Annotated in this window: 24 protein-coding genes; 14 read left to right on the forward strand and 10 right to left on the reverse strand. The window is 62.1% G+C overall.

The features are described from left to right. The first annotated feature begins 19 nt into the window (after positions 1 to 19). Both ACK6BI_RS01770 and ACK6BI_RS01775 read left to right on the forward strand, forming a co-directional pair. Complete coding sequence (locus ACK6BI_RS01770) at positions 20 to 1,024, forward strand: aspartate carbamoyltransferase catalytic subunit (protein WP_108591854.1); 1,005 nt, start codon at positions 20 to 22, stop codon at positions 1,022 to 1,024. Then, complete coding sequence (locus tag ACK6BI_RS01775; protein WP_409315776.1) at positions 1,021 to 2,292, forward strand: dihydroorotase; 1,272 nt, start codon at positions 1,021 to 1,023, stop codon at positions 2,290 to 2,292. Before ACK6BI_RS01770 ends, ACK6BI_RS01775 begins: the two co-directional genes overlap by 4 nt. A gap of 35 nt (positions 2,293 to 2,327) precedes the next feature. Here ACK6BI_RS01775 and ACK6BI_RS01780 read toward each other — a convergent pair whose 3' ends face one another. Beyond that, complete coding sequence (locus ACK6BI_RS01780; protein ID WP_260521370.1) at positions 2,328 to 2,762, reverse strand: TM2 domain-containing protein; 435 nt, start codon at positions 2,760 to 2,762, stop codon at positions 2,328 to 2,330. A gap of 247 nt (positions 2,763 to 3,009) precedes the next feature. On the opposite strand from ACK6BI_RS01780, the gene ACK6BI_RS01785 reads away from it, so the two are divergent. After that, positions 3,010 to 3,633: a C40 family peptidase gene (locus ACK6BI_RS01785; protein WP_409315777.1), complete on the forward strand. Its 624-nt coding sequence runs from the start codon at positions 3,010 to 3,012 to the stop codon at positions 3,631 to 3,633. A 47-nt stretch (positions 3,634 to 3,680) separates the two neighbouring features. Here ACK6BI_RS01785 and ACK6BI_RS01790 read toward each other — a convergent pair whose 3' ends face one another. After that, a complete protein-coding gene (locus ACK6BI_RS01790) occupies positions 3,681 to 4,715 on the reverse strand; it encodes a type IV pilus twitching motility protein PilT (protein ID WP_260521371.1) in 1,035 nt (344 codons plus the stop codon). A 56-nt stretch (positions 4,716 to 4,771) separates the two neighbouring features. Here ACK6BI_RS01790 and ACK6BI_RS01795 point away from each other — a divergent pair, with 56 nt between their 5' ends. The 10 genes from ACK6BI_RS01795 (at position 4,772) to ACK6BI_RS01840 (ending at position 11,745) form a co-directional block, all read left to right on the forward strand. Continuing rightward, positions 4,772 to 5,458, forward strand: coding sequence for a YggS family pyridoxal phosphate-dependent enzyme (locus ACK6BI_RS01795; protein ID WP_409315778.1), 687 nt, complete (start codon positions 4,772 to 4,774; stop codon positions 5,456 to 5,458). A gap of 23 nt (positions 5,459 to 5,481) precedes the next feature. Continuing rightward, positions 5,482 to 6,300 (forward strand): pyrroline-5-carboxylate reductase, encoded by an 819-nt coding sequence (gene proC / locus ACK6BI_RS01800; RefSeq protein ID WP_409315779.1) that lies wholly within the window; start codon positions 5,482 to 5,484, stop codon positions 6,298 to 6,300. Between the two features lie 10 nt (positions 6,301 to 6,310). Then, complete coding sequence (locus ACK6BI_RS01805; protein ID WP_409315780.1) at positions 6,311 to 6,901, forward strand: YggT family protein; 591 nt, start codon at positions 6,311 to 6,313, stop codon at positions 6,899 to 6,901. Beyond that, a complete protein-coding gene (locus tag ACK6BI_RS01810) occupies positions 6,898 to 7,194 on the forward strand; it encodes a DUF167 domain-containing protein (RefSeq protein ID WP_409315781.1) in 297 nt (98 codons plus the stop codon). Before ACK6BI_RS01805 ends, ACK6BI_RS01810 begins: the two co-directional genes overlap by 4 nt. 183 nt (positions 7,195 to 7,377) lie before the next feature. Next, on the forward strand, positions 7,378 to 8,517 hold the full coding sequence (locus ACK6BI_RS01815; protein ID WP_409315782.1) for a homoserine O-acetyltransferase: 1,140 nt from the start codon (positions 7,378 to 7,380) through the stop codon (positions 8,515 to 8,517). Between the two features lie 7 nt (positions 8,518 to 8,524). Beyond that, the gene (gene metW, locus ACK6BI_RS01820; protein ID WP_262170554.1) at positions 8,525 to 9,145 is read left to right on the forward strand and encodes a methionine biosynthesis protein MetW; all 621 of its coding nucleotides are present in this window, start codon (positions 8,525 to 8,527) and stop codon (positions 9,143 to 9,145) included. A gap of 26 nt (positions 9,146 to 9,171) precedes the next feature. Further along, positions 9,172 to 9,606: a DUF4426 domain-containing protein gene (locus tag ACK6BI_RS01825; RefSeq protein WP_065258945.1), complete on the forward strand. Its 435-nt coding sequence runs from the start codon at positions 9,172 to 9,174 to the stop codon at positions 9,604 to 9,606. Further along, the gene (gene rdgB / locus ACK6BI_RS01830; RefSeq protein WP_409315783.1) at positions 9,603 to 10,199 is read left to right on the forward strand and encodes an RdgB/HAM1 family non-canonical purine NTP pyrophosphatase; all 597 of its coding nucleotides are present in this window, start codon (positions 9,603 to 9,605) and stop codon (positions 10,197 to 10,199) included. Before ACK6BI_RS01825 ends, rdgB begins: the two co-directional genes overlap by 4 nt. Next, the gene (hemW, locus tag ACK6BI_RS01835) at positions 10,196 to 11,401 is read left to right on the forward strand and encodes a radical SAM family heme chaperone HemW (protein ID WP_409315784.1); all 1,206 of its coding nucleotides are present in this window, start codon (positions 10,196 to 10,198) and stop codon (positions 11,399 to 11,401) included. Before rdgB ends, hemW begins: the two co-directional genes overlap by 4 nt. A gap of 20 nt (positions 11,402 to 11,421) precedes the next feature. Then, entirely contained in the window at positions 11,422 to 11,745 is a 324-nt protein-coding gene (locus tag ACK6BI_RS01840; RefSeq protein ID WP_011336381.1) for a DUF3392 domain-containing protein, read from the forward strand. Positions 11,746 to 11,875: 130 nt separating this feature from the next. Here ACK6BI_RS01840 and trmB read toward each other — a convergent pair whose 3' ends face one another. The 4 genes from trmB to ACK6BI_RS01860 form a co-directional block, all read right to left on the reverse strand. Continuing rightward, complete coding sequence (trmB, locus tag ACK6BI_RS01845; RefSeq protein WP_085646976.1) at positions 11,876 to 12,601, reverse strand: tRNA (guanosine(46)-N7)-methyltransferase TrmB; 726 nt, start codon at positions 12,599 to 12,601, stop codon at positions 11,876 to 11,878. A 9-nt stretch (positions 12,602 to 12,610) separates the two neighbouring features. Next, a complete protein-coding gene (locus tag ACK6BI_RS01850; RefSeq protein ID WP_409315785.1) occupies positions 12,611 to 13,405 on the reverse strand; it encodes a thiazole synthase in 795 nt (264 codons plus the stop codon). Positions 13,406 to 13,465: 60 nt separating this feature from the next. Next, on the reverse strand, positions 13,466 to 13,666 hold the full coding sequence (thiS, locus tag ACK6BI_RS01855) for a sulfur carrier protein ThiS (RefSeq protein WP_007953386.1): 201 nt from the start codon (positions 13,664 to 13,666) through the stop codon (positions 13,466 to 13,468). Positions 13,667 to 13,738: 72 nt separating this feature from the next. Continuing rightward, complete coding sequence (locus ACK6BI_RS01860) at positions 13,739 to 14,119, reverse strand: DUF423 domain-containing protein (RefSeq protein ID WP_248739929.1); 381 nt, start codon at positions 14,117 to 14,119, stop codon at positions 13,739 to 13,741. A 74-nt stretch (positions 14,120 to 14,193) separates the two neighbouring features. On the opposite strand from ACK6BI_RS01860, the gene mtgA reads away from it, so the two are divergent. Further along, positions 14,194 to 14,916, forward strand: coding sequence for a monofunctional biosynthetic peptidoglycan transglycosylase (mtgA, locus tag ACK6BI_RS01865; protein ID WP_260521379.1), 723 nt, complete (start codon positions 14,194 to 14,196; stop codon positions 14,914 to 14,916). A gap of 72 nt (positions 14,917 to 14,988) precedes the next feature. Here mtgA and rpoH read toward each other — a convergent pair whose 3' ends face one another. The 4 genes from rpoH to ftsY all read right to left on the reverse strand — a co-directional run bounded on the left by rpoH (position 14,989) and on the right by ftsY (position 19,093). Beyond that, positions 14,989 to 15,843, reverse strand: a complete 855-nt coding sequence (rpoH, locus tag ACK6BI_RS01870; protein ID WP_065258939.1) for an RNA polymerase sigma factor RpoH — start codon at positions 15,841 to 15,843, stop codon at positions 14,989 to 14,991. 114 nt (positions 15,844 to 15,957) lie between these two features. Continuing rightward, entirely contained in the window at positions 15,958 to 16,983 is a 1,026-nt protein-coding gene (gene ftsX / locus ACK6BI_RS01875; protein WP_065258938.1) for a permease-like cell division protein FtsX, read from the reverse strand. Next, positions 16,980 to 17,651 carry a cell division ATP-binding protein FtsE gene (gene ftsE, locus ACK6BI_RS01880; RefSeq protein WP_065258937.1) on the reverse strand — a complete coding sequence of 224 codons (672 nt, stop codon included), beginning with the start codon at positions 17,649 to 17,651 and terminating at the stop codon, positions 16,980 to 16,982. The genes ftsX and ftsE overlap by 4 nt, the downstream gene beginning before the upstream one ends. Then, positions 17,648 to 19,093, reverse strand: a complete 1,446-nt coding sequence (ftsY, locus tag ACK6BI_RS01885) for a signal recognition particle-docking protein FtsY (RefSeq protein WP_409315786.1) — start codon at positions 19,091 to 19,093, stop codon at positions 17,648 to 17,650. Before ftsY ends, ftsE begins: the two co-directional genes overlap by 4 nt. Between the last annotated feature and the right edge of the window lie 8 nt (positions 19,094 to 19,101).

The following is a 19,101-nucleotide window of genomic DNA, read 5'->3' on the forward strand; positions in this document are numbered from 1 at the left end:
ATTGAGAGTCCCCTTCGCGATGACGCCTCTAGATACCAAGCGCCCGCTGCAGCTCAATGATCAGGGCCAGCTGCGACACTTCCTCTCGCTCGACGGCCTGCGCCGCGAGTTGCTGACGGAAATCCTCGACACCGCCGACTCGTTCCTCGAAGTCGGTGCCCGGGCCGTGAAGAAGGTCCCGCTGCTGCGCGGCAAGACCGTGTGCAACGTGTTCTTCGAAAACTCCACCCGCACCCGCACCACCTTCGAACTGGCGGCCCAACGGCTGTCGGCGGACGTGATCACCCTCAACGTGTCGACCTCGTCGGCCAGCAAGGGCGAAACCCTGCTCGACACCCTGCGCAACCTCGAAGCCATGGCTGCCGACATGTTCGTCGTGCGCCACGGTGACTCGGGCGCTGCGCACTTCATCGCCGAGCACGTCTGCCCGCAGGTGGCGATCATCAACGGCGGCGACGGCCGCCACGCCCACCCGACCCAGGGCATGCTCGACATGCTGACCATCCGCCGCCACAAGGGCGGCTTCGAGAACCTTTCGGTGGCCATCGTCGGCGACATCCTGCACTCGCGGGTGGCGCGCTCGAACATGCTCGCCCTGAAGACCCTCGGCTGCCAGGACATCCGCGTAATCGCGCCGAAAACCCTGCTGCCGATCGGCATCGAGCAGTACGGCGTGAAGGTCTACACCGACATGACCGAAGGCCTGAAAGACGTCGACGTGGTGATCATGCTGCGCCTGCAGCGCGAGCGCATGACCGGCGGCCTGCTGCCGAGCGAGGGCGAGTTCTACCGCCTGTTCGGCCTGACCACCGCGCGCCTGGCCGGCGCCAAACCCGATTGCATCGTCATGCACCCGGGACCGATCAACCGTGGCGTGGAGATCGAGTCGGCAGTCGCCGACGGCCCGCACTCGGTGATCCTCAATCAAGTCACTTACGGCATCGCGATTCGTATGGCCGTGCTGTCCATGGCCATGAGCGGACAAACCGCGCAGCGCCAATTCGAGCAGGAGAACGCCCAGTGAAGCTCAGCATTCTCGGCGCCCGCGTCATCGATCCAGCCAGCGGCCTGGATCAAATCACCGATATTCACGTTGAAGCCTGCAAGATCGTCGCCCTCGGCGCTGCCCCGGCCGGTTTCAGCGCCGTGGAAACCATTGATGCCCAAGGCCTTGTCGCCGCTCCAGGCCTCGTCGACCTGAACGTCGCCCTGCGCGAGCCGGGTTACAGCCGCAAGGGCAGCATCGCCAGCGAAACCCGTGCAGCGGCAGCCGGCGGCGTGACCAGCCTGTGCTGCCCACCGAAGACAAAACCGGTGCTCGACACCTCCGCCGTGGCCGAGCTGATCCTCGACCGCGCCCGCGAGGCCGGCAACACCAAGGTGTTCCCGATCGGGGCCCTGAGCAAAGGCCTGGACGGCGAACAACTGGCCGAGCTGGCAGCCCTGCGCGACGCCGGTTGCGTGGCGTTCGGCAACGGTCTTGAGAGCTTCCGCAACACCCGTACCCTGTGCCGGGCGCTGGACTACGCGGCGACCTTTGACCTGACGGTGATTTTCAACTCCCAGGATCATGACCTGGCCGACGGCGGCCTGGCCCACGAAGGCGCCACCGCCAGTTTCCTCGGCCTGCCGGGTATCCCGGAAACCGCCGAAACCGTGGCCCTGGCCCGGGATCTGCTGCTGGTGGAACAGACCGGTGTGCGCGCACACTTCAGCCAGCTCACCAGTGCCCGTGGTGCAGCCCTGATCGCACAGGCCCAGGCCCGCGGCCTGAAAGTCACGGCGGATGTCGCCCTGTATCAGTTGATCCTGACGGATGAAGCGCTGATCGACTTCAGCAGCCTGTATCACGTACAACCGCCGCTGCGCACCCGCGCCGACCGCGACGGTCTGCGTGAAGCGGTGAAGTCCGGAGTGATCTCGGCGATCTCCAGCCACCACCAGCCCCACGAGCGCGACGCCAAACTGGCACCGTTCGGCGCGACCGAACCGGGCATCAGCAGCGTCGAACTGTTGCTGCCGCTGGCGATGACGCTGGTCGAAGACGGCCTGCTGGACCTGCCGACCCTGCTCGCGCGCCTGAGCGCCGGCCCGGCCGACGCCCTGCGCCTGCCGGCGGGCAAACTGGCGGTGGGCGGTGCAGCGGATATCGTGCTGTTCGATCCGAAGGCCTCGACCGTGGCCGGCGAGACCTGGCTGTCGAAGGGCGAAAACTGCCCGTTCATCGGCCATAGTCTGCCGGGTGTCGTGCGCTACACCCTGGTGGATGGCCGGATCACTCACCAGGCCTGAAAAAATGGCGAGGAAGCGTGCTCCCTCGCCATTGCTTACTGGAAGGTGCCCCGCCCCTCGGCATTACGCACCGACACCTGATCATTCAGTGTCCAGAAGTCATACAGCACTCCCAGAAAGAACAACCCGCCAGTCAACAGATACACCACCCCGCTGATCCACTTGCCCTGATACATCCGGTGCACGCCGAACGCGCCAAGGAACGTCAGGAGAATCCACGCCACGTTGTATTCGATCGGCCCCGCCGCAAACCGCAGATCCGCTTCCCGATCCATCGCCGGGATCAGGAACACGTCGATCAGCCAGCCGATCCCCAACAGTCCGAAGGTGAAAAACCAGATCGTGCCGGTCACCGGTTTGCCGTAATAGAAGCGGTGGGATCCGGTAAAACCGAAGATCCACAACAAGTAACCGATCACCTTGCTATGGGTGTCCTTTTCCTTTACCTGGGGCAGTTGATAGCGGTTCATGAAGACCTCGATTCACGCAATAGATAAATTTTCTTTAATTCTTTGTGACTTTTTTACAGGAAGCCGACGTACGGCAAATGCTACCTTGTGGTCCGTCAAAGCCTTGTGGCACCTGACTTCTGTCCGACAATTGCGGAAATTTGCCGCTTGTTTGGTTCCGTTGCCCGCCTTTTGAATCGACCAACGGCCTCGGAAGGGACAAAAAAGCTGTTATAAAGTTGCGCGCTAACCTATACGAGCCCTGCCTATGCGTCCATTTTTCAAGACATGGCTAACCATTTGCCTATTAATGCCACTGGCCGCCCACGCCACCAATCGTGAGCAACGTCTTCCCAACGTCAACGGCTTCACCCCCAAATCCCATGCCTCTGCTCCCTCGAACAAAGGCAAGCAAACGAAACACACCACGCTCGCCAGCAAGAGTCACGGCAAGCTGGTTCCCGCGATGGCGAACAAGGAAAGCAGCAACGTCCTCAGCCGCGCGGTTAACGTCCTCGGTACACCTTACCGTTGGGGCGGCAGCAGCCCGAGCAAAGGCTTCGACTGCAGCGGCCTGGTGAAATACGCGTTCAACGACGCCACGTTCGACCTGCCGCGCACCTCCAATGCCATGGCCAGCGGTCACGGCGAGAAAGTCGAGCGCAAGGATCTGAAGCCGGGCGACCTGATTTTCTTCAACATCAAGAGCCGTCGGGTCAATCACGTTGCCATCTACCTGGGCAACGACCGTTTCATCCATGCGCCGCGCCGCGGCAAAGCGGTGAGCATCGATACGCTGAACAAACCGTACTGGGAACAGCATTACGTGGTTGCCAAGCGGATGCTGCCGAAAGAACCGGGCGGCAAGCAGATGCGCGTGGTTCAGCGCTGACATTTGCAGTTCACAAAAAACGCAGCCCCCGGGCTGCGTTTTTTTGACTAGAAGTTATCCGGCGTCCGCGCCTTCTCCCGCGCATGTTCACGACTGATCAAGCCCTTGGTCACCAGATCCTTCAGGCACATGTCGAGTGTCTGCATCCCCAGCGACCCGCCGGTCTGAATCGCCGAATACATCTGCGCCACTTTGTCCTCACGGATCAGGTTACGGATCGCCGACGTTCCCAGCATGATCTCGTGCGCCGCCACCCGGCCGCCGCCGATCTTCTTGATCAGTGTCTGCGAGACCACGGCCAGCAATGACTCGGACAGCATCGAGCGCACCATGGACTTCTCGTCACCCGGGAACACGTCCACCACCCGGTCGATGGTCTTGGCCGCCGAGGTGGTGTGCAGCGTGCCGAACACCAGATGCCCGGTTTCCGCAGCGGTCAGCGCCAGCCGGATGGTTTCCAGGTCGCGCATCTCGCCCACCAGGATCACGTCCGGGTCTTCACGCAGCGCCGAACGCAGGGCCGTGGCGAAACTGCGGGTATCGCGGTGGACTTCACGCTGATTGATCAGACATTTGCGCGATTCGTGAACGAATTCGATGGGGTCTTCGATGGTCAGGATGTGGTGGTGACGGTGGGTGTTGAGGTAATCGATCATCGCCGCCAGGGTGGTGGACTTGCCGGAACCCGTCGGTCCGGTCACCAGCACCAGCCCACGCGGCGAATCGGTGATCTTTCGAAAGACATCGCCCATGGCGAGGTCTTCCATGCTCAGCACTTTCGACGGAATGGTACGGAACACCGCGCCGGCGCCACGATTCTGGTTGAAGGCGTTGACCCGAAACCGCGCCACGCCCGGCACTTCGAAGGAAAAGTCGGTTTCCAGGTGTTTCTCGAACTCGACCCGCTGGGTGTCGTTCATGATGTCGTAAATCAGCTCGTGCACCTGTTTGTGATCCAGCGCCGGCAAATTGATCCGCCGCACATCGCCATCCACACGGATCATCGGCGGCAGACCGGCCGACAGGTGCAGGTCGGAAGCGCCCTGTTTGGCGCTGAAGGCCAGCAGTTCAGTGATATCCATAGCGTCCCTCAATTCCAGTAGAATGCCGCGAACCTTCAGACCGCTGGCGCCTCTTGATGTCCACGATAGCAGACAACATTCTCCACGTTCGTTCGCGCATCCAGGCGGCGACCCAGGCTGCCAATCGCAGCGAAAACAGCGTCCGGCTGCTGGCCGTGAGCAAGACCAAACCCGCCGAGGCCCTGCGCGAAGCGTATGCCGCCGGCCTGCGCGACTTTGGCGAGAATTACCTGCAGGAAGCCCTGGGCAAACAGCTCGAACTGGCCGACCTGCCCTTGATCTGGCACTTCATCGGCCCCATTCAGTCGAACAAGACCCGCTCGATTGCCGAGCATTTCGCCTGGGTGCACTCCGTGGATCGCCTGAAAATCGCCCAACGCCTGTCCGAACAACGCCCGGCGGACCTGCCGCCACTGAATGTCTGCATTCAGGTCAACGTCAGTGGTGAAGCCAGCAAATCCGGCTGCACCCCGGCCGACCTGCCGGCCCTGGCCCAGGCCATCAGCGCCCTGCCGCGTCTGAAGCTGCGCGGGCTGATGGCGATTCCCGAGCCGACCGACGATCGTGCCGCGCAAGACGCCGCCTTCGCCGCCGTCCGGAAATTGCAGGCCGACCTTGACCTGCCGCTCGACACACTTTCCATGGGCATGAGCCACGACCTCGAGTCGGCCATTGCCCAGGGCGCCACGTGGGTCCGTATCGGTACGGCCCTGTTTGGCGCTCGCGACTACGCCCAATCCTGATGATTTCCAGATAAGGACCTGACATGAGCAACACACGTATTGCCTTTATCGGTGCCGGCAACATGGCCGCCAGCCTGATCGGCGGCCTGCGGGCCAAGGGTCTGGAAGCCGCACACATCCGCGCCAGCGATCCGGGCGAAGAAACCCGCAACCGGGTCAGCACCGAGCACGGCATCGAAACCTTTGCCGACAACGCCCAGGCCATCGACGGCGCCGACGTGGTGGTACTGGCGGTCAAGCCGCAGGCCATGAAAGCCGTGTGCGAAGCGATCCGCCCAAGCCTGAAACCGAATCAACTGGTGGTGTCCATCGCCGCCGGCATCACTTGCGCCAGCATGACCGCATGGCTCGGCGAACAGCCGATCGTGCGCTGCATGCCCAACACCCCGGCGTTGCTGCGTCAGGGCGTGAGCGGCCTGTACGCCACCGGCGAAGTCAGCGCCGAACAGCGCCGGCAGGCTGAAGAGCTGCTGTCCGCCGTGGGTATCGCCCTGTGGCTGAACGAAGAGCAGCAACTGGACGCGGTCACCGCCGTCTCCGGTTCCGGCCCGGCGTACTTCTTCCTGCTGATCGAAGCCATGACCGCTGCGGGCGTCAAACTCGGCCTGCCGAAGGAAACCGCCGAGCAACTGACCTTGCAAACCGCGCTGGGCGCGGCACACATGGCCGTTTCCAGCGATGTCGACGCCGCCGAACTGCGCCGCCGCGTAACCTCGCCGGCGGGCACCACGGAAGCGGCGATCAAATCGTTCCAGGCCGGCGGCTTCGAAGCCCTGGTGGAAAAAGCACTCGGCGCCGCCGCGCACCGCTCGGCCGAGATGGCCGAACAACTGGGCAAATAAGGAGCCTTACATGATCGGATTGAACACCGCAGCGGTCTACGTGCTGCAAACCCTCGGCAGCCTGTACCTGCTGATCGTGCTGCTGCGCTTCGTCCTGCAACTGGTGCGGGCGAACTTCTACAACCCGCTGTGCCAGTTCGTGGTCAAGGCCACCCAGCCGCTGCTCAAGCCGCTGCGCCGGATCATCCCGAGCCTGTTCGGCCTGGACATGTCGTCACTGGTACTGGCGATCCTCGTGCAACTGGCGCTGATGGCCCTGACCCTGCTGCTGACCTACGGCACCACCGGCAATCTGCTGCAACTGTTCATCTGGTCGATCATCGGCGTGACCGCGCTGTTCCTGAAGATTTTCTTCTTCGCCCTGATCATCAGCGTGATCCTGTCCTGGGTCGCCCCGGGCAGCCACAACCCGGGCGCCGAGCTGGTCAATCAGATCTGCGAACCGGCCCTCGCGCCGTTCCGCCGCCTCCTGCCGAGCATGGGCGGCCTGGACCTGTCGCCGATCTTCGCCTTCCTCGCGCTGAAGCTGATCGACATGCTGGTGATCAATAACCTCGCGGCGATGACGATGATGCCGGAAATCCTGCGCCTGTTGATGTGAGCTGGTTCCGTTGGGACGGTGACGACCTGATTCTCGAATGTCACCTGCAACCGGCAGCCCGCAGCGATGACTTCGCCGGGCTGCACGGCGACCGCCTGAAAATCCGTCTGACCGCACCGCCGGTCGAGGGCAAGGCCAATGCGTACCTGATGGGGTTTCTGGCCAAGGCTTTCGGGGTTTCCAGGAGCCAGGTCAGCTTGCTCAGTGGCGAGTTGAACCGGCAGAAACGTGTGCGCATTTGCTCGCCGAAGAAGCTGCCGGATTTGCCGGGATTGCTGCGTCCAGCCTGCTGAACCGTGTCGCTCCAATCGCGAGCAGGCTCGCTCCCACATTTGGAATGCAATCCCCTGTGGGAGCGAGCCTGCTCGCGAATGGCCGCACTTCGATCACGTGCGATCCCGTCAGGCCCGTTCGTTGCTTGCCGCTAACCCCACCGGTCTTTAGACTTACGCCTCATTTCAACGAGAGCAGGGTCGATGCCAGCTGCCTTTCCCCCCGATTCTGTTGGTCTGGTGACGCCGCAAACGGCGCACTTCAGCGAACCGCTGGCCCTGGCCTGCGGCCGTTCGCTGGCCGCTTATGACCTGATCTACGAAACCTATGGCACGCTCAATGCGCAAGCGAGCAACGCCGTGTTGATCTGCCACGCCTTGTCCGGCCACCACCATGCCGCCGGCTATCACAGCGTCGACGACCGCAAGCCCGGTTGGTGGGACAGCTGCATCGGCCCCGGCAAACCGGTCGACACCAACAAGTTCTTCGTGGTCAGCCTGAACAACCTCGGTGGCTGCAACGGCTCCACCGGTCCGAGCAGCGTCAACCCGGACACCGGCAAGCCGTTCGGCGCAGACTTTCCGGTGCTGACGGTAGAAGACTGGGTGCACAGCCAGGCGCGCCTCGCCGATCGGCTTGGCATCGGCCAGTGGGCGGCCGTGATCGGTGGCAGCCTCGGCGGCATGCAGGCGCTGCAATGGACCATCACGTATCCGGACCGCGTTCGCCACTGCCTGGCCATCGCCTCGGCCCCCAAGTTGTCGGCGCAGAACATCGCCTTCAACGAAGTGGCGCGTCAGGCGATCCTCACCGACCCGGAATTCCATGGCGGCTCGTTCCAGGAACAGGGCGTGATCCCCAAGCGCGGCCTGATGCTGGCGCGGATGGTCGGGCACATCACCTACCTGTCCGACGACTCCATGGGCGAGAAATTCGGCCGTGGCCTCAAGAGCGAAAAGCTCAACTACGACTTCCACAGCGTCGAGTTCCAGGTCGAAAGCTACCTGCGCTACCAGGGCGAAGAGTTCTCCGGGCGCTTCGACGCCAACACCTATCTGTTGATGACCAAGGCACTGGACTACTTCGATCCGGCGGCCAACTTCGACGATAACCTGGCGAAAACCTTCGAAGGCGCCAAAGCGAAATTCTGCGTGATGTCGTTCACCACCGACTGGCGCTTCTCCCCGGCCCGCTCGCGGGAACTGGTGGATGCGCTGATGGCCGCGCGCAAGGACGTCAGCTACCTGGAAATCGACGCGCCTCAGGGCCACGACGCCTTCCTGATTCCGATCCCGCGCTATTTGCAGGCGTTCGGCAATTACATGAACCGAATTACGGTGTGAACAAGCCATGAGAGCTGATCTGGAAATCATCCAGGAATGGATCCCCGCCGGCAGTCGCGTGCTCGACCTCGGTTGCGGTGACGGCGAACTGCTGACCTGGCTGCGCGACAACAAGCAAGTCACCGGCTATGGCCTGGAAAACGACCCGGACAACATTGCCGAGTGCGTGGCCAAGGGCATCAACGTCATCGAGCAGGACCTGGACAAGGGCCTGGGCAACTTCGCCAGCAACAGCTTCGACATCGTGGTGATGACCCAGGCCCTGCAGGCTGTGCACTACCCGGACAAGATCCTCGACGAAATGCTGCGCGTCGGCCGTCAATGCATCATCACGTTTCCCAACTTCGGCCACTGGCGCTGCCGCTGGTATCTGGCGAGCAAGGGCCGGATGCCGGTGTCCGAGTTCCTGCCGTACACCTGGTACAACACGCCGAACATTCACTTCTGTACCTTCGAAGACTTTGAAGAACTTTGTCGCGAACGTGAGGCGAAGGTCATTGATCGGCTTGCCGTGGATCAACAGCACCGCCACGGGTGGGCCAGTAAGCTATGGCCTAATCTGTTAGGTGAGATCGGTATCTACCGCGTCAGCAGCCCGGGGCTGCAGGATCACAAAATCGCGGTCTGAACCACGACATTGCGAGGAGAACGAACATGGGACGCCTGATTACCGCACTGCTGGCCGCCTGCCTGAGCCTGTCGGCCGTGGCAGCCGATGCCATCAAGAGCGAGCGCCAGGAAACCTTCGGCGACGTGACGGTGCACTACAACACTTTCAACTCGACCTACCTGCAACCGGACATCGCCAAGGCTGCTGAGCTGATCCGCAGCAAGAACCAGGGGGTGATCAACGTTTCGGTGATCAAGGATGGCAAGCCGTTGATTGCCAACGTCACCGGCACGGTCAAGGACCTGACCAGCCAGACCGTGACCCTGAATTTCCGCCAGGTGACCGAACAGGGTGCGATCTATTACATCGCCCAGTACCCGGTGGAACAGCAGGAAACCCGCACCTTTGAAATCAAGGTGCAAACCGGCGACAAGATCAACACCATCAATTTCAACCAGGAACTCTTCCCCGGCGAATGATGAACCTCAAGCAACTCGTACTGGCCAGCCATAACGCCGGCAAACTCAAGGAACTCCAGGCCATGCTCGGCGAATCGGTGCAATTGCGCTCGATTGGCGAGTTCAGCAGCGTGGAGCCGGAAGAAACCGGCCTGTCGTTCGTCGAGAACGCCATCCTCAAGGCCCGCAATGCCGCGCGCATCTCCGGGCTGCCGGCGCTGGCCGATGATTCGGGCCTGGCGGTGGATTTCCTCGGCGGTGCGCCGGGCATCTACTCGGCGCGCTACGCCGATGGCAAGGGCGATGCGGCGAACAACGCCAAGCTGCTCGACGCCTTGAAGGATGTGCCTGAAGCCGAGCGCGGCGCGCAGTTCGTCTGCGTGCTGGCGCTGGTGCGTCATGCCGACGATCCGCTGCCGATCCTGTGCGAAGGCCTGTGGCACGGGCGCATCCTGACCGCCGCCAGCGGTGAGCATGGTTTCGGCTACGACCCGCTGTTCTGGGTGCCGGAGCGTAACGTGTCCAGCGCCGAACTGAGCCCGAGCGACAAGAACCGGATCAGCCACCGCGCCCGTGCAATGGATCTGCTGCGCCAGCGTCTGGGCTTGAAATGACCCGCAACTCTTCTGCGTCGCCACTGATCGTCGGTGGCGCCGCCGCCTCGCCTCGGGCGCCGTTGCCGACACTGCCGCCCCTGGCGCTGTACATCCACATCCCGTGGTGTGTGCGCAAATGCCCGTATTGCGACTTCAACTCCCACACTGCCAGCCCGGTGCTGCCGGAACAGGAATACGTCGACGCGTTGCTTGCCGACCTCGATCAGGATCTGCACGCGGTGTACGGCCGCGAGTTGAGTTCGATCTTCTTTGGCGGCGGTACGCCGAGCCTATTCAGTGCCGAAGCACTCGGTCGCTTGCTGGAAGGCGTCAAACAACGCATCCCGTTTGCCGATGACATCGAAATCACCCTGGAAGCCAACCCCGGGACCTTCGAGCAAGAGAAGTTCGTCGCCTACCGCAAGCTGGGGATCAATCGCCTGTCGATCGGTATCCAGAGCTTCCAGCAGGAAAAGCTCAAGGCCCTCGGTCGCATCCACAACGGCGATGAGGCCGTGCGGGCGGCAGGCATGGCGCGCCAGGCCGGGTTCGATAACTTCAACCTCGACCTGATGCACGGCCTGCCGGACCAGTCGCTGGACGACGCCCTGAGCGATCTGCGCCAGGCGATCGAGCTGAAGCCGACGCACATCTCCTGGTATCAGCTGACGCTGGAACCGAACACCGTGTTCTGGAACCAGCCGCCGGTGCTGCCGGAAGACGACACGCTGTGGGACATTCAGGAGGCCGGACAGGCGCTGTTGGCCGAACACGGTTACGCGCAGTACGAAGTCTCGGCCTATGCGCAACCGGGTCGCCCGGCGCGGCATAACCTCAACTACTGGAGTTTCGGCGACTTCATCGGCATCGGTGCCGGCGCCCACGGCAAGCTCAGCCATCCGGACGGGCGCATCGTGCGCACCTGGAAGACGCGCTTGCCGAAGGACTACCTCAACCCGGCCAAAAGCTTCCAGGCCGGCGAGAAAGCCCTGACCAACGACGAGATGCCGTTCGAGTTCCTGATGAACGCCCTGCGCCTGACCGCCGGCGTCGAATCACGCCTGTATCCCGAGCGCACCGGTCTGCCACTGGAAAGCCTCGACGAACAAAGGCACGAAGCCGAACAAAGCGGCCTGATGCAGGTCGAACCGTCACGTCTGGCGGCCACCGAGCGCGGACAACTCTTTCTCAACGATTTGCTGCAGAAATTTCTGAGCTGAATGGCTCCCGGGGAAACCGCATGGATTTGATACTCGACCTGCTCGCCACTGTCTCCCGCTGGAGCCGCAGCAACCTCTCGGAAATCGCCCTGGCCCTGGTGGGCTGCCTGCTGGTGCTGTTCGGCGCCGACTTCAAAGGCTGGGTCGAACAACGCCTGGGCAGCATCGCCGGCGCCCTGCGCGTGCCGCTGATGGCCCTGCTGTGCATGATCGGCAGCGGCGCGGCGCTGATCTACGCCACGCCGTGGGTGGTGAAGGGGCTGAGCCAGTTCAACAACTACAGCCTGGCGCCGGTTTTGTTGGTGGTGCTGGTGTTGATCGGCGTGGTCGCGGATCGCCGCTGATTTTCAGCACATACAAAACAACTGTGGGAGCGAGCCTGCTCGCGAAGGCGATTCAACATTCAACATCATCGTTGATTGTCAGACCGTCATCGCGAGCAGGCTCGCTCCCACATTGGGTTCTGCGTATGGCTTAAGCGAGCTTTTCGAACTTCAGATCCCAAACGCCATGCCCAAGACGTTCGCCACGGCGTTCGAACTTGGTGATCGGGCGTTCGGCCGGGCGGGGTACGCACTTGCCGTCTTCGGCGAGGTTGCGGTAGCCCGGGGCTACATTCATCACTTCCAGCATGTATTCGGCGTAGGGTTCCCAGTCGGTAGCCATGTGCAGAATGCCGCCAACCTTCAGCTTGCTGCGCACCAGCTCGGCAAAGGACGCCTGAACGATACGGCGCTTATGGTGACGGCTCTTGTGCCACGGGTCCGGGAAGAACAGCATCAGCCGATCGAGGCTGTTGTCGGCGATGCAGCGGTTGAGCACCTCGATCGCGTCGCAATCGTAGACCCGCAGGTTGGTCAGGCCCTGCGTCAGCACGCCATTTAGCAGCGCGCCGACACCCGGACGGTGAACTTCGACACCGATGAAATCCTGTTCCGGTGCAGCGGCGGCCATTTCCAGCAGCGAGTGGCCCATGCCGAAACCGATCTCCAGCGAACGCGGCGCGGAACGACCGAACACCTGGTCATAATCCACCGGCGCATCGGCCAGCGGCAGGACGAACTTCGGCGCGCCCTGATCCAGGCCGCGCTGCTGGCCTTCGGTCATGCGCCCGGCGCGCATCACGAAACTCTTGATGCGGCGGTGTTGGCGCTCGTCGCCTTCTTCCGTCTGGATTGGCGTGTCGTTCGATTCAGTCATCAATAGCTCTTACTTGATCAGACCATCCAGCGGCGAAGAGGCGCTGGCATAGAGTTTTTTCGGCATGCGGCCGGCGAGGTAGGCCAGACGGCCCGCGACGATCGCGTGTTTCATGGCTTCGGCCATCATGACCGGCTGCTGGGCGTGGGCGATGGCCGAGTTCATCAGCACCGCGTCACAGCCCAGTTCCATGGAGATGGTGGCGTCGGAAGCGGTGCCGACACCGGCATCCACCAGCACAGGGATTTTTGCTTCTTCAAGGATGATCTGCAGGTTGTACGGGTTGCAGATCCCCAGGCCCGAACCGATCAGACCGGCCAGCGGCATCACCGCGATGCAGCCGATTTCCGCCAGCTGCCGGGCGATGATCGGGTCATCACTGGTGTAAACCATCACGTCGAAGCCTTCCTTGACCAGCACTTCGGCGGCCTTGAGGGTTTCGATCACGTTGGGGAACAGGGTTTTCTGGTCGGCCAGCACTTCCAGCTTCACCAGGTTGTGGCCATCGAGCAGCTCACGGGCCAGGCGGCAGGTGCGCACGGCTTCCACCGCGTCGTAGCAACCGGCGGTGTTCGGCAGAAAGGTGTAGCGTTCCGGCGACAGTACGTCGAGCAGGTTCGGCTCGCCTTCGATCTGGCCCAGGTTGGTGCGGCGCACCGCGAAGGTGACGATCTCGGCACCCGAGGCTTCGATGGCCAGGCGGGTTTCTTCCATGTCACGGTACTTGCCGGTACCGACCAGCAAACGCGACTGGTAAGTACGACCGGCCAGGACGAAAGGCTTGTCGCTACGAACGATGCTCATGGGAAATCCTCTGTTGGGGTGAGGGTCTTGCAGAATGCTCGGCCCAGGCAGGCCGGACGGTTAACCGCCGCCGATGGCGTGCACCACTTCGACGTTGTCGCCGTCATTGAGCGTGGTGTCGGCATGCTGGCTGCGCGGGACGATATCCAGATTGAGCTCGACCGCGACGCGGCGTCCGGTCAGGTCCAGACGGGTCAGCAGGGCCGCAACGGTTTCACCGTCGGGCAGTTCAAAGGATTCACCGTTCAACTGAATGCGCATACGCAACGCCGCCATCACTTTTTAGGGGGTGGCATTCTAGCCCGATCATGACCTAAAGGTCAGCACCAGGCGTCAAGCGGTTGGTTGCAGGCGCCAGGCGGCGAGTCCGAGGCACAGCCAGCCGATCAGGAATGCCAAGCCGCCGAACGGGGTGATAATGCCAAGCTTGCCGATGCCGACGGTGGTCAGGAGATACAGACTGCCGGAAAACAGCAGGATACCGACGGTGAACGAGATGCCCGCCCAGGCCACCAGACGCCCCTGAAGCTGCGTGGCCAGCAATGCCACGCCGAACAGCGCCAGCGCGTGCACCAGCTGATAGGTGACGCCGGTATGGAAAATCGCGAGATACTCGGGAGTCAGGCGGTTTTTCAGGCCATGGGCGGCGAATGCGCCGAGGCCGACACCGGTGAAACCAAAGAAGGCAGCCAGCATCAGAAAGCTACGCAGCATGTAGAACTCCAGTCAGACTCGATCGGCAGGGTCTGTATAATGGCCCGCTCAACCGGTTCGGCCAAGCCATCTCTATGCTGCGTTCATTTCTCCGTCGTTTCACGAAGGCCCTGCTCTGGTTTGCGGGCGGCAGCGTATTGCTGGTGCTGGTATTTCGCTTCGTGCCACCGCCGGGAACGGCGTTGATGGTCGAGCGCAAGATCGAATCCTGGGTCGACGGTGAGCCGATCGATCTGCAGCGCACCTGGAAACCGTGGGACGAGATTTCCGATGACCTGAAGGTCGCGGTCATTGCCGGCGAGGACCAGAAATTCCCCGAGCACTGGGGTTTTGACCTGAGCGCCATCAAGGCCGCACTGGCCCACAACGAACTCGGCGGCTCGATTCGCGGCGCCAGCACCTTGAGCCAGCAAGTGTCGAAAAACCTCTTCTTGTGGTCGGGTCGCAGCTATCTGCGCAAGGGTCTTGAGGCCTGGTTTACTGCGCTGATCGAAGTGTTCTGGCCCAAGCAGCGGATTCTCGAGGTGTACCTGAACAGCGTCGAGTGGGATGACGGCGTGTTTGGTGCCGAAGCGGCGGCAAGGCATCATTTTGGTGTAGCCGCCAAATCATTGTCCCGGCAGCAGGCGAGTTACCTGGCCGCCGTGCTTCCCAACCCCCGGGTCTGGAGCGCCAGCCACCCGACTTCCTATGTTTCGCGCCGGGCCGGATGGATTCGCCAGCAGATGAGCCAGCTGGGTGGCGACAGTTATCTGCTGACCCTCGGTGATTCGCGCCGGGCACCCTGGGCCCAATGAGCTTCTGAAGCACACACAAAAACGCCCCGATCATCACTGATCGGGGCGTTTTTTTTGTTTCTGATACATCGCTTAAGCGGCAATCGACAACTTGAGCTTGTTCATCGCGCTCTTTTCGAGCTGACGGATCCGCTCGGCCGACACATTGTACTTCTGCGCCAGGTCGTGCAGCGTGGCCTTCTCTTCTGCCAGCCAGCGCTGGTAGAGGATGTCGCGACTGCGTTCGTCCAGCACTTCCAGCGCTTCGTGCAGGTTGTGATTGGAGTTGTCGCTCCAGTCGGCATCTTCCAGTTGACGCGCCGGGTCGTACCGGTGGTCTTCCAGGTAGTTGGCCGGCGACTGGAAAGCACTGTCGTCGTCGGCTTCGGCAGCCGGGTCGAAGGCCATGTCATGACCGGTCAGGCGGCTTTCCATCTCACGCACTTCGCGCGGCTCGACACCGAGGCTCTCCGCCACACGGTGGACTTCCTCGTTGTTCAGCCAGGCCAGACGTTTCTTCTGGCTGCGCAGATTGAAGAACAACTTGCGCTGGGCCTTGGTGGTCGCGACTTTCACGATCCGCCAGTTGCGCAGGATGAACTCGTGAATCTCGGCCTTGATCCAGTGCACCGCGAACGACACCAGACGCACGCCCATTTCCGGATTGAAACGCTTGACGGCCTTCATCAGGCCGACGTTGCCTTCCTGGATCAGGTCGGCCTGAGCCAGACCGTAGCCGGAATAACTGCGGGCAATGTGTACGACAAACCGCAGGTGGGCGAGCACCATCTGCCGAGCCGCCTCAAGATCCTGCTCATAGTAGAGACTCTCGGCCAGTTCACGCTCCTGCTCCGGCGTCAGCAATGGAATGCTGTTGACGGTGTGCACATAGGCTTCCAGGTTTGCGCCCGGAACCAATGCATACGCAGGTTGCAAAGAATTGGTCATACGAAAAAACCTCCGACTTACATACTCGCGCCTTTCGGCACTGCGAAAAATTGACCGGGAACTCAGGTACAAGTTCCCAAAAAACCGCAAGGTCAATCACGCGCAAAAAAGATTCTACTTCGGCGCCAGCTCCCTGAGATGACGTGCGACTGCAATCCATGCACCGATATAACCCAACAGCACCGCGCCAAGCAAGAGCGACAGACCGTCGGCAACTGGCACTCCGGCCAGTGCGAAATCACTGCCGTACAAGCCGGCCAGCCCGACCACCGCGTCGTTCAGCCAGTTCAGGCCGAACGCCAGCACACCCCAGGACAACAGCCCCGCACCGAAGCCATACAACGCACCCATATAAAGGAAGGGACGGCGCACATAGCTGTCGGTGCCGCCGACGAGTTTAATCACTTCTATCTCTGTGCGGCGGTTTTCAATATGAAGACGAATGGTATTGCCTATCACCAAAAGTAATGCGGAAACCAGCAACACCGTCAGACCGAAGACAAAGCGGTCGCCGAGCTTGAGGATGGCCGCCAGGCGCTCGACCCAGACTAGATCAAGTTGCGCCTGTTGTACCTTGGGCAGCTCGGAAAGTTTTTGTCTTAATGCTTCCAGGGTCGGCTTGTCGACCTCGTTCGGCGTCACCAGCACCACGCCCGGCAGTGGGTTTTCCGGCAGCTCGCGCAGGGCTTCGCCCAACCCGGACTGCTGCTGGAACTCTTCCAGCGCCTGCTCACGACCGACATATTCAGCATCAGCCACGCCCGGCATGCCCTTGATCTGGTCACGCAACGCTTCGCCCTGAGCCGGACTGGCTTCCAGCTCCAGATAAAGCGAAATCTGCGCCGCCCGCTGCCACGAACCACCCAGACGTTCGACATTGTTCAGCAACAATGACAGGCCCATCGGCAGGCTCAGCGCGACCGCCATCACCATACAGGTGAAAAAGCTGCCGATCGGCTGCTTGCCGAGGCGGCGCAGGCTGTCGATCCAGCTGGCGCGATGGCTTTCGATCCAGGCGTGGAGCAGCGTGGCGAAATCCGGACCATCGTCCTCGTCGTGTTTTTTCTTTTTGGGCGGCTGCGGATCGGCAGCCTTCGGGGCCACGCGCTCGGAAACCTTCGGACTGCGTGTAGCACTCATACACCGGCCTCCCCATCGCCGATCAATCGGCCGCGTTGCAGGGTCAGCATGCGATGACGCATGCGTGCGATCAGCGCCAGGTCGTGACTGGCGATCAGCACGCTGGTGCCCAGGCGATTGATGTCTTCGAACACGCCCATGATTTCGGCCGCCAGACGCGGGTCAAGGTTACCGGTCGGTTCGTCCGCCAGCAGCAGGGCCGGGCGGTGAACGATGGCGCGGGCAATGCCGACACGCTGTTGCTGACCGGTGGACAGGTCGCCGGGATATAGATCGGCCTTGTCCGACAGCGCCACGCGCTCCAGCGCCGAGTCCACGCGCTTGGCGATTTCAGGCTTGGACAATCCGAGGATCTGCAACGGCAATGCAACGTTGTTGAACACCGTGCGATCGAACAGCAATTGGTGATTCTGGAACACCACGCCGATCTGCCGGCGCAGGAACGGAATCTGCGCATTGCTGATGGTGCTCAGGTCCTGCCCGGCCAGCAGCAGTTTGCCGCTGGTCGGACGCTCCATCGCCAGCAGCAGACGCAGCAACGTGGATTTACCGGCACCGGAATGGCCGGTGACAAACAGGAATTCGCCGCGACGGACTCGAAAGCTCAGCTCATGCAAGCCGACGTGACCGTTCGGGTAGCGCTTACCGACCTGTTCGAAACGAATCATGAACGCTCCCGCTCGGCAAACAGTGCCTGGACAAAGGGTTCGGCTTCAAAGGTACGCAGATCGTCGATGCCTTCACCGACGCCGATGTAGCGGATCGGCAGGCCGAATTGCTTGGCCAGGGCGAAAATCACCCCGCCTTTGGCGGTGCCGTCGAGCTTGGTCAGCGCCAGCCCGGTCAGTTCGACCGTCTGGTTGAATTGCTTGGCCTGGTTGATGGCGTTCTGGCCAGTACCGGCGTCGAGCACCAGCAGCACTTCGTGCGGTGCATCGGCGTCGAGCTTGCCGATTACCCGGCGAACCTTCTTCAGTTCTTCCATCAGGTTGTCTTTGGTGTGCAGGCGACCGGCGGTGTCGGCGATCAGCACATCGATGCCACGGGCCTTGGCGGCCTGCACGGCGTCGAAGATCACCGAAGCCGAATCGGCACCGGTGTGCTGGGCGATCACCGGAATTTTGTTGCGCTCGCCCCAGACCTGCAATTGCTCGACAGCCGCAGCGCGGAAGGTGTCACCAGCGGCGAGCATGACTTTCTTGCCTTCCAGCTGCAGTTTCTTCGCCAGTTTGCCGATGGTGGTGGTCTTGCCGGCGCCGTTGACGCCGACCACCAGGATCACGAACGGCTTGTTCTGCGAAACGATCTTCAGCGGCTGCTCGACCGGTTTGAGCATCGCGGCCAGCTCGGCCTGCAGGGATTTGTACAGTGCGTCGGAATCGGCCAGTTCTTTACGTGCGACCTTCTGGGTCAGGCGCTGGATGATCACCGATGTGGCCTCGACGCCAACGTCGGCGGTCAGCAGACGGGTTTCGAGGTCGTCGAGCAGATCGTCATCGATGGCTTTCTTGCCGAGGAACAGGCTGGCCATGCCCTCGCCGATGCTGGCGCTGGTCTTGGACAGGCCTTGCTTGAGGCGGGCGAAGAAGCCGGCCTTGGTTTCTTCGGTGCGCGGGGCCTCGACCGGCGTTTCAACGACCGCGACAGGCGCAGCGGCGACGGGTGCAGGTGCAGGTGCAGGTGCAGGTGCAGGTGCAGGCTCGGCGACAATCGGGGTGGCAACCACGGGCTCCGGCATGACAGGAGCGGGGTCGACCGGTGCCGGGATCGGCGGTGTGATGTGCGGTGCAGCCTCTTCGACCAACGCCACCGGCTCTTCCGCCACCGGCAAGGTCAGCCATGGCTGGGCAGCCGGGGTCAGCGGCAGTTCGGCGGCAGCCGGCACTTCAGGCTCGGCCTCGGCCACGGGTTGCAACACCGGCTCGGCAATCGGGAGCACAACCGGGGCGGGCGCTTCTTCTATTACAGGCGCGGGCACCGGGGCCGGCTCAGGAATGACAGTCGGCTGTTCGACGACGGGTTCCTGCGGTTTTTTACGCAGCCATCCGAACAGGCCTTTCTTCTCGCCAGCCGCAGCTGGGGTCTTCTTGTCGTCGTTGGAACCAAACATGGAGGACG

Origin of the sequence: Pseudomonas sp. KCJK9016 (assembly GCF_046231795.1) — a bacterium.
Taxonomy (GTDB): Bacteria; Pseudomonadota; Gammaproteobacteria; order Pseudomonadales; family Pseudomonadaceae; genus Aquipseudomonas; species Aquipseudomonas bananamidigenes.

Excerpts from the sequence above, each read along its gene's own strand:
- ACK6BI_RS01770 (WP_108591854.1), top strand. The coding sequence starts at position 20 with ATGACGCCTCTAGATACCAAGCGCCCGCTGCAGCTCAATGATCAGGGC.
- ACK6BI_RS01780 (WP_260521370.1), bottom strand. The coding sequence starts at position 2,762 with ATGAACCGCTATCAACTGCCCCAGGTAAAGGAAAAGGACACCCATAGC.
- ACK6BI_RS01785 (WP_409315777.1), top strand. The coding sequence starts at position 3,010 with ATGCGTCCATTTTTCAAGACATGGCTAACCATTTGCCTATTAATGCCA.
- ACK6BI_RS01790 (WP_260521371.1), bottom strand. The coding sequence starts at position 4,715 with ATGGATATCACTGAACTGCTGGCCTTCAGCGCCAAACAGGGCGCTTCC.
- ACK6BI_RS01795 (WP_409315778.1), top strand. The coding sequence starts at position 4,772 with ATGTCCACGATAGCAGACAACATTCTCCACGTTCGTTCGCGCATCCAG.
- proC (WP_409315779.1), top strand. The coding sequence starts at position 5,482 with ATGAGCAACACACGTATTGCCTTTATCGGTGCCGGCAACATGGCCGCC.
- ACK6BI_RS01805 (WP_409315780.1), top strand. The coding sequence starts at position 6,311 with ATGATCGGATTGAACACCGCAGCGGTCTACGTGCTGCAAACCCTCGGC.
- ACK6BI_RS01815 (WP_409315782.1), top strand. The coding sequence starts at position 7,378 with ATGCCAGCTGCCTTTCCCCCCGATTCTGTTGGTCTGGTGACGCCGCAA.
- metW (WP_262170554.1), top strand. The coding sequence starts at position 8,525 with ATGAGAGCTGATCTGGAAATCATCCAGGAATGGATCCCCGCCGGCAGT.
- ACK6BI_RS01825 (WP_065258945.1), top strand. The coding sequence starts at position 9,172 with ATGGGACGCCTGATTACCGCACTGCTGGCCGCCTGCCTGAGCCTGTCG.
- rdgB (WP_409315783.1), top strand. The coding sequence starts at position 9,603 with ATGATGAACCTCAAGCAACTCGTACTGGCCAGCCATAACGCCGGCAAA.
- hemW (WP_409315784.1), top strand. The coding sequence starts at position 10,196 with ATGACCCGCAACTCTTCTGCGTCGCCACTGATCGTCGGTGGCGCCGCC.
- ACK6BI_RS01840 (WP_011336381.1), top strand. The coding sequence starts at position 11,422 with ATGGATTTGATACTCGACCTGCTCGCCACTGTCTCCCGCTGGAGCCGC.
- trmB (WP_085646976.1), bottom strand. The coding sequence starts at position 12,601 with ATGACTGAATCGAACGACACGCCAATCCAGACGGAAGAAGGCGACGAG.
- ACK6BI_RS01850 (WP_409315785.1), bottom strand. The coding sequence starts at position 13,405 with ATGAGCATCGTTCGTAGCGACAAGCCTTTCGTCCTGGCCGGTCGTACT.
- thiS (WP_007953386.1), bottom strand. The coding sequence starts at position 13,666 with ATGCGCATTCAGTTGAACGGTGAATCCTTTGAACTGCCCGACGGTGAA.
- ACK6BI_RS01860 (WP_248739929.1), bottom strand. The coding sequence starts at position 14,119 with ATGCTGCGTAGCTTTCTGATGCTGGCTGCCTTCTTTGGTTTCACCGGT.
- mtgA (WP_260521379.1), top strand. The coding sequence starts at position 14,194 with ATGCTGCGTTCATTTCTCCGTCGTTTCACGAAGGCCCTGCTCTGGTTT.
- rpoH (WP_065258939.1), bottom strand. The coding sequence starts at position 15,843 with ATGACCAATTCTTTGCAACCTGCGTATGCATTGGTTCCGGGCGCAAAC.
- ftsX (WP_065258938.1), bottom strand. The coding sequence starts at position 16,983 with ATGAGTGCTACACGCAGTCCGAAGGTTTCCGAGCGCGTGGCCCCGAAG.
- ftsE (WP_065258937.1), bottom strand. The coding sequence starts at position 17,651 with ATGATTCGTTTCGAACAGGTCGGTAAGCGCTACCCGAACGGTCACGTC.
- ftsY (WP_409315786.1), bottom strand. The coding sequence starts at position 19,093 with ATGTTTGGTTCCAACGACGACAAGAAGACCCCAGCTGCGGCTGGCGAG.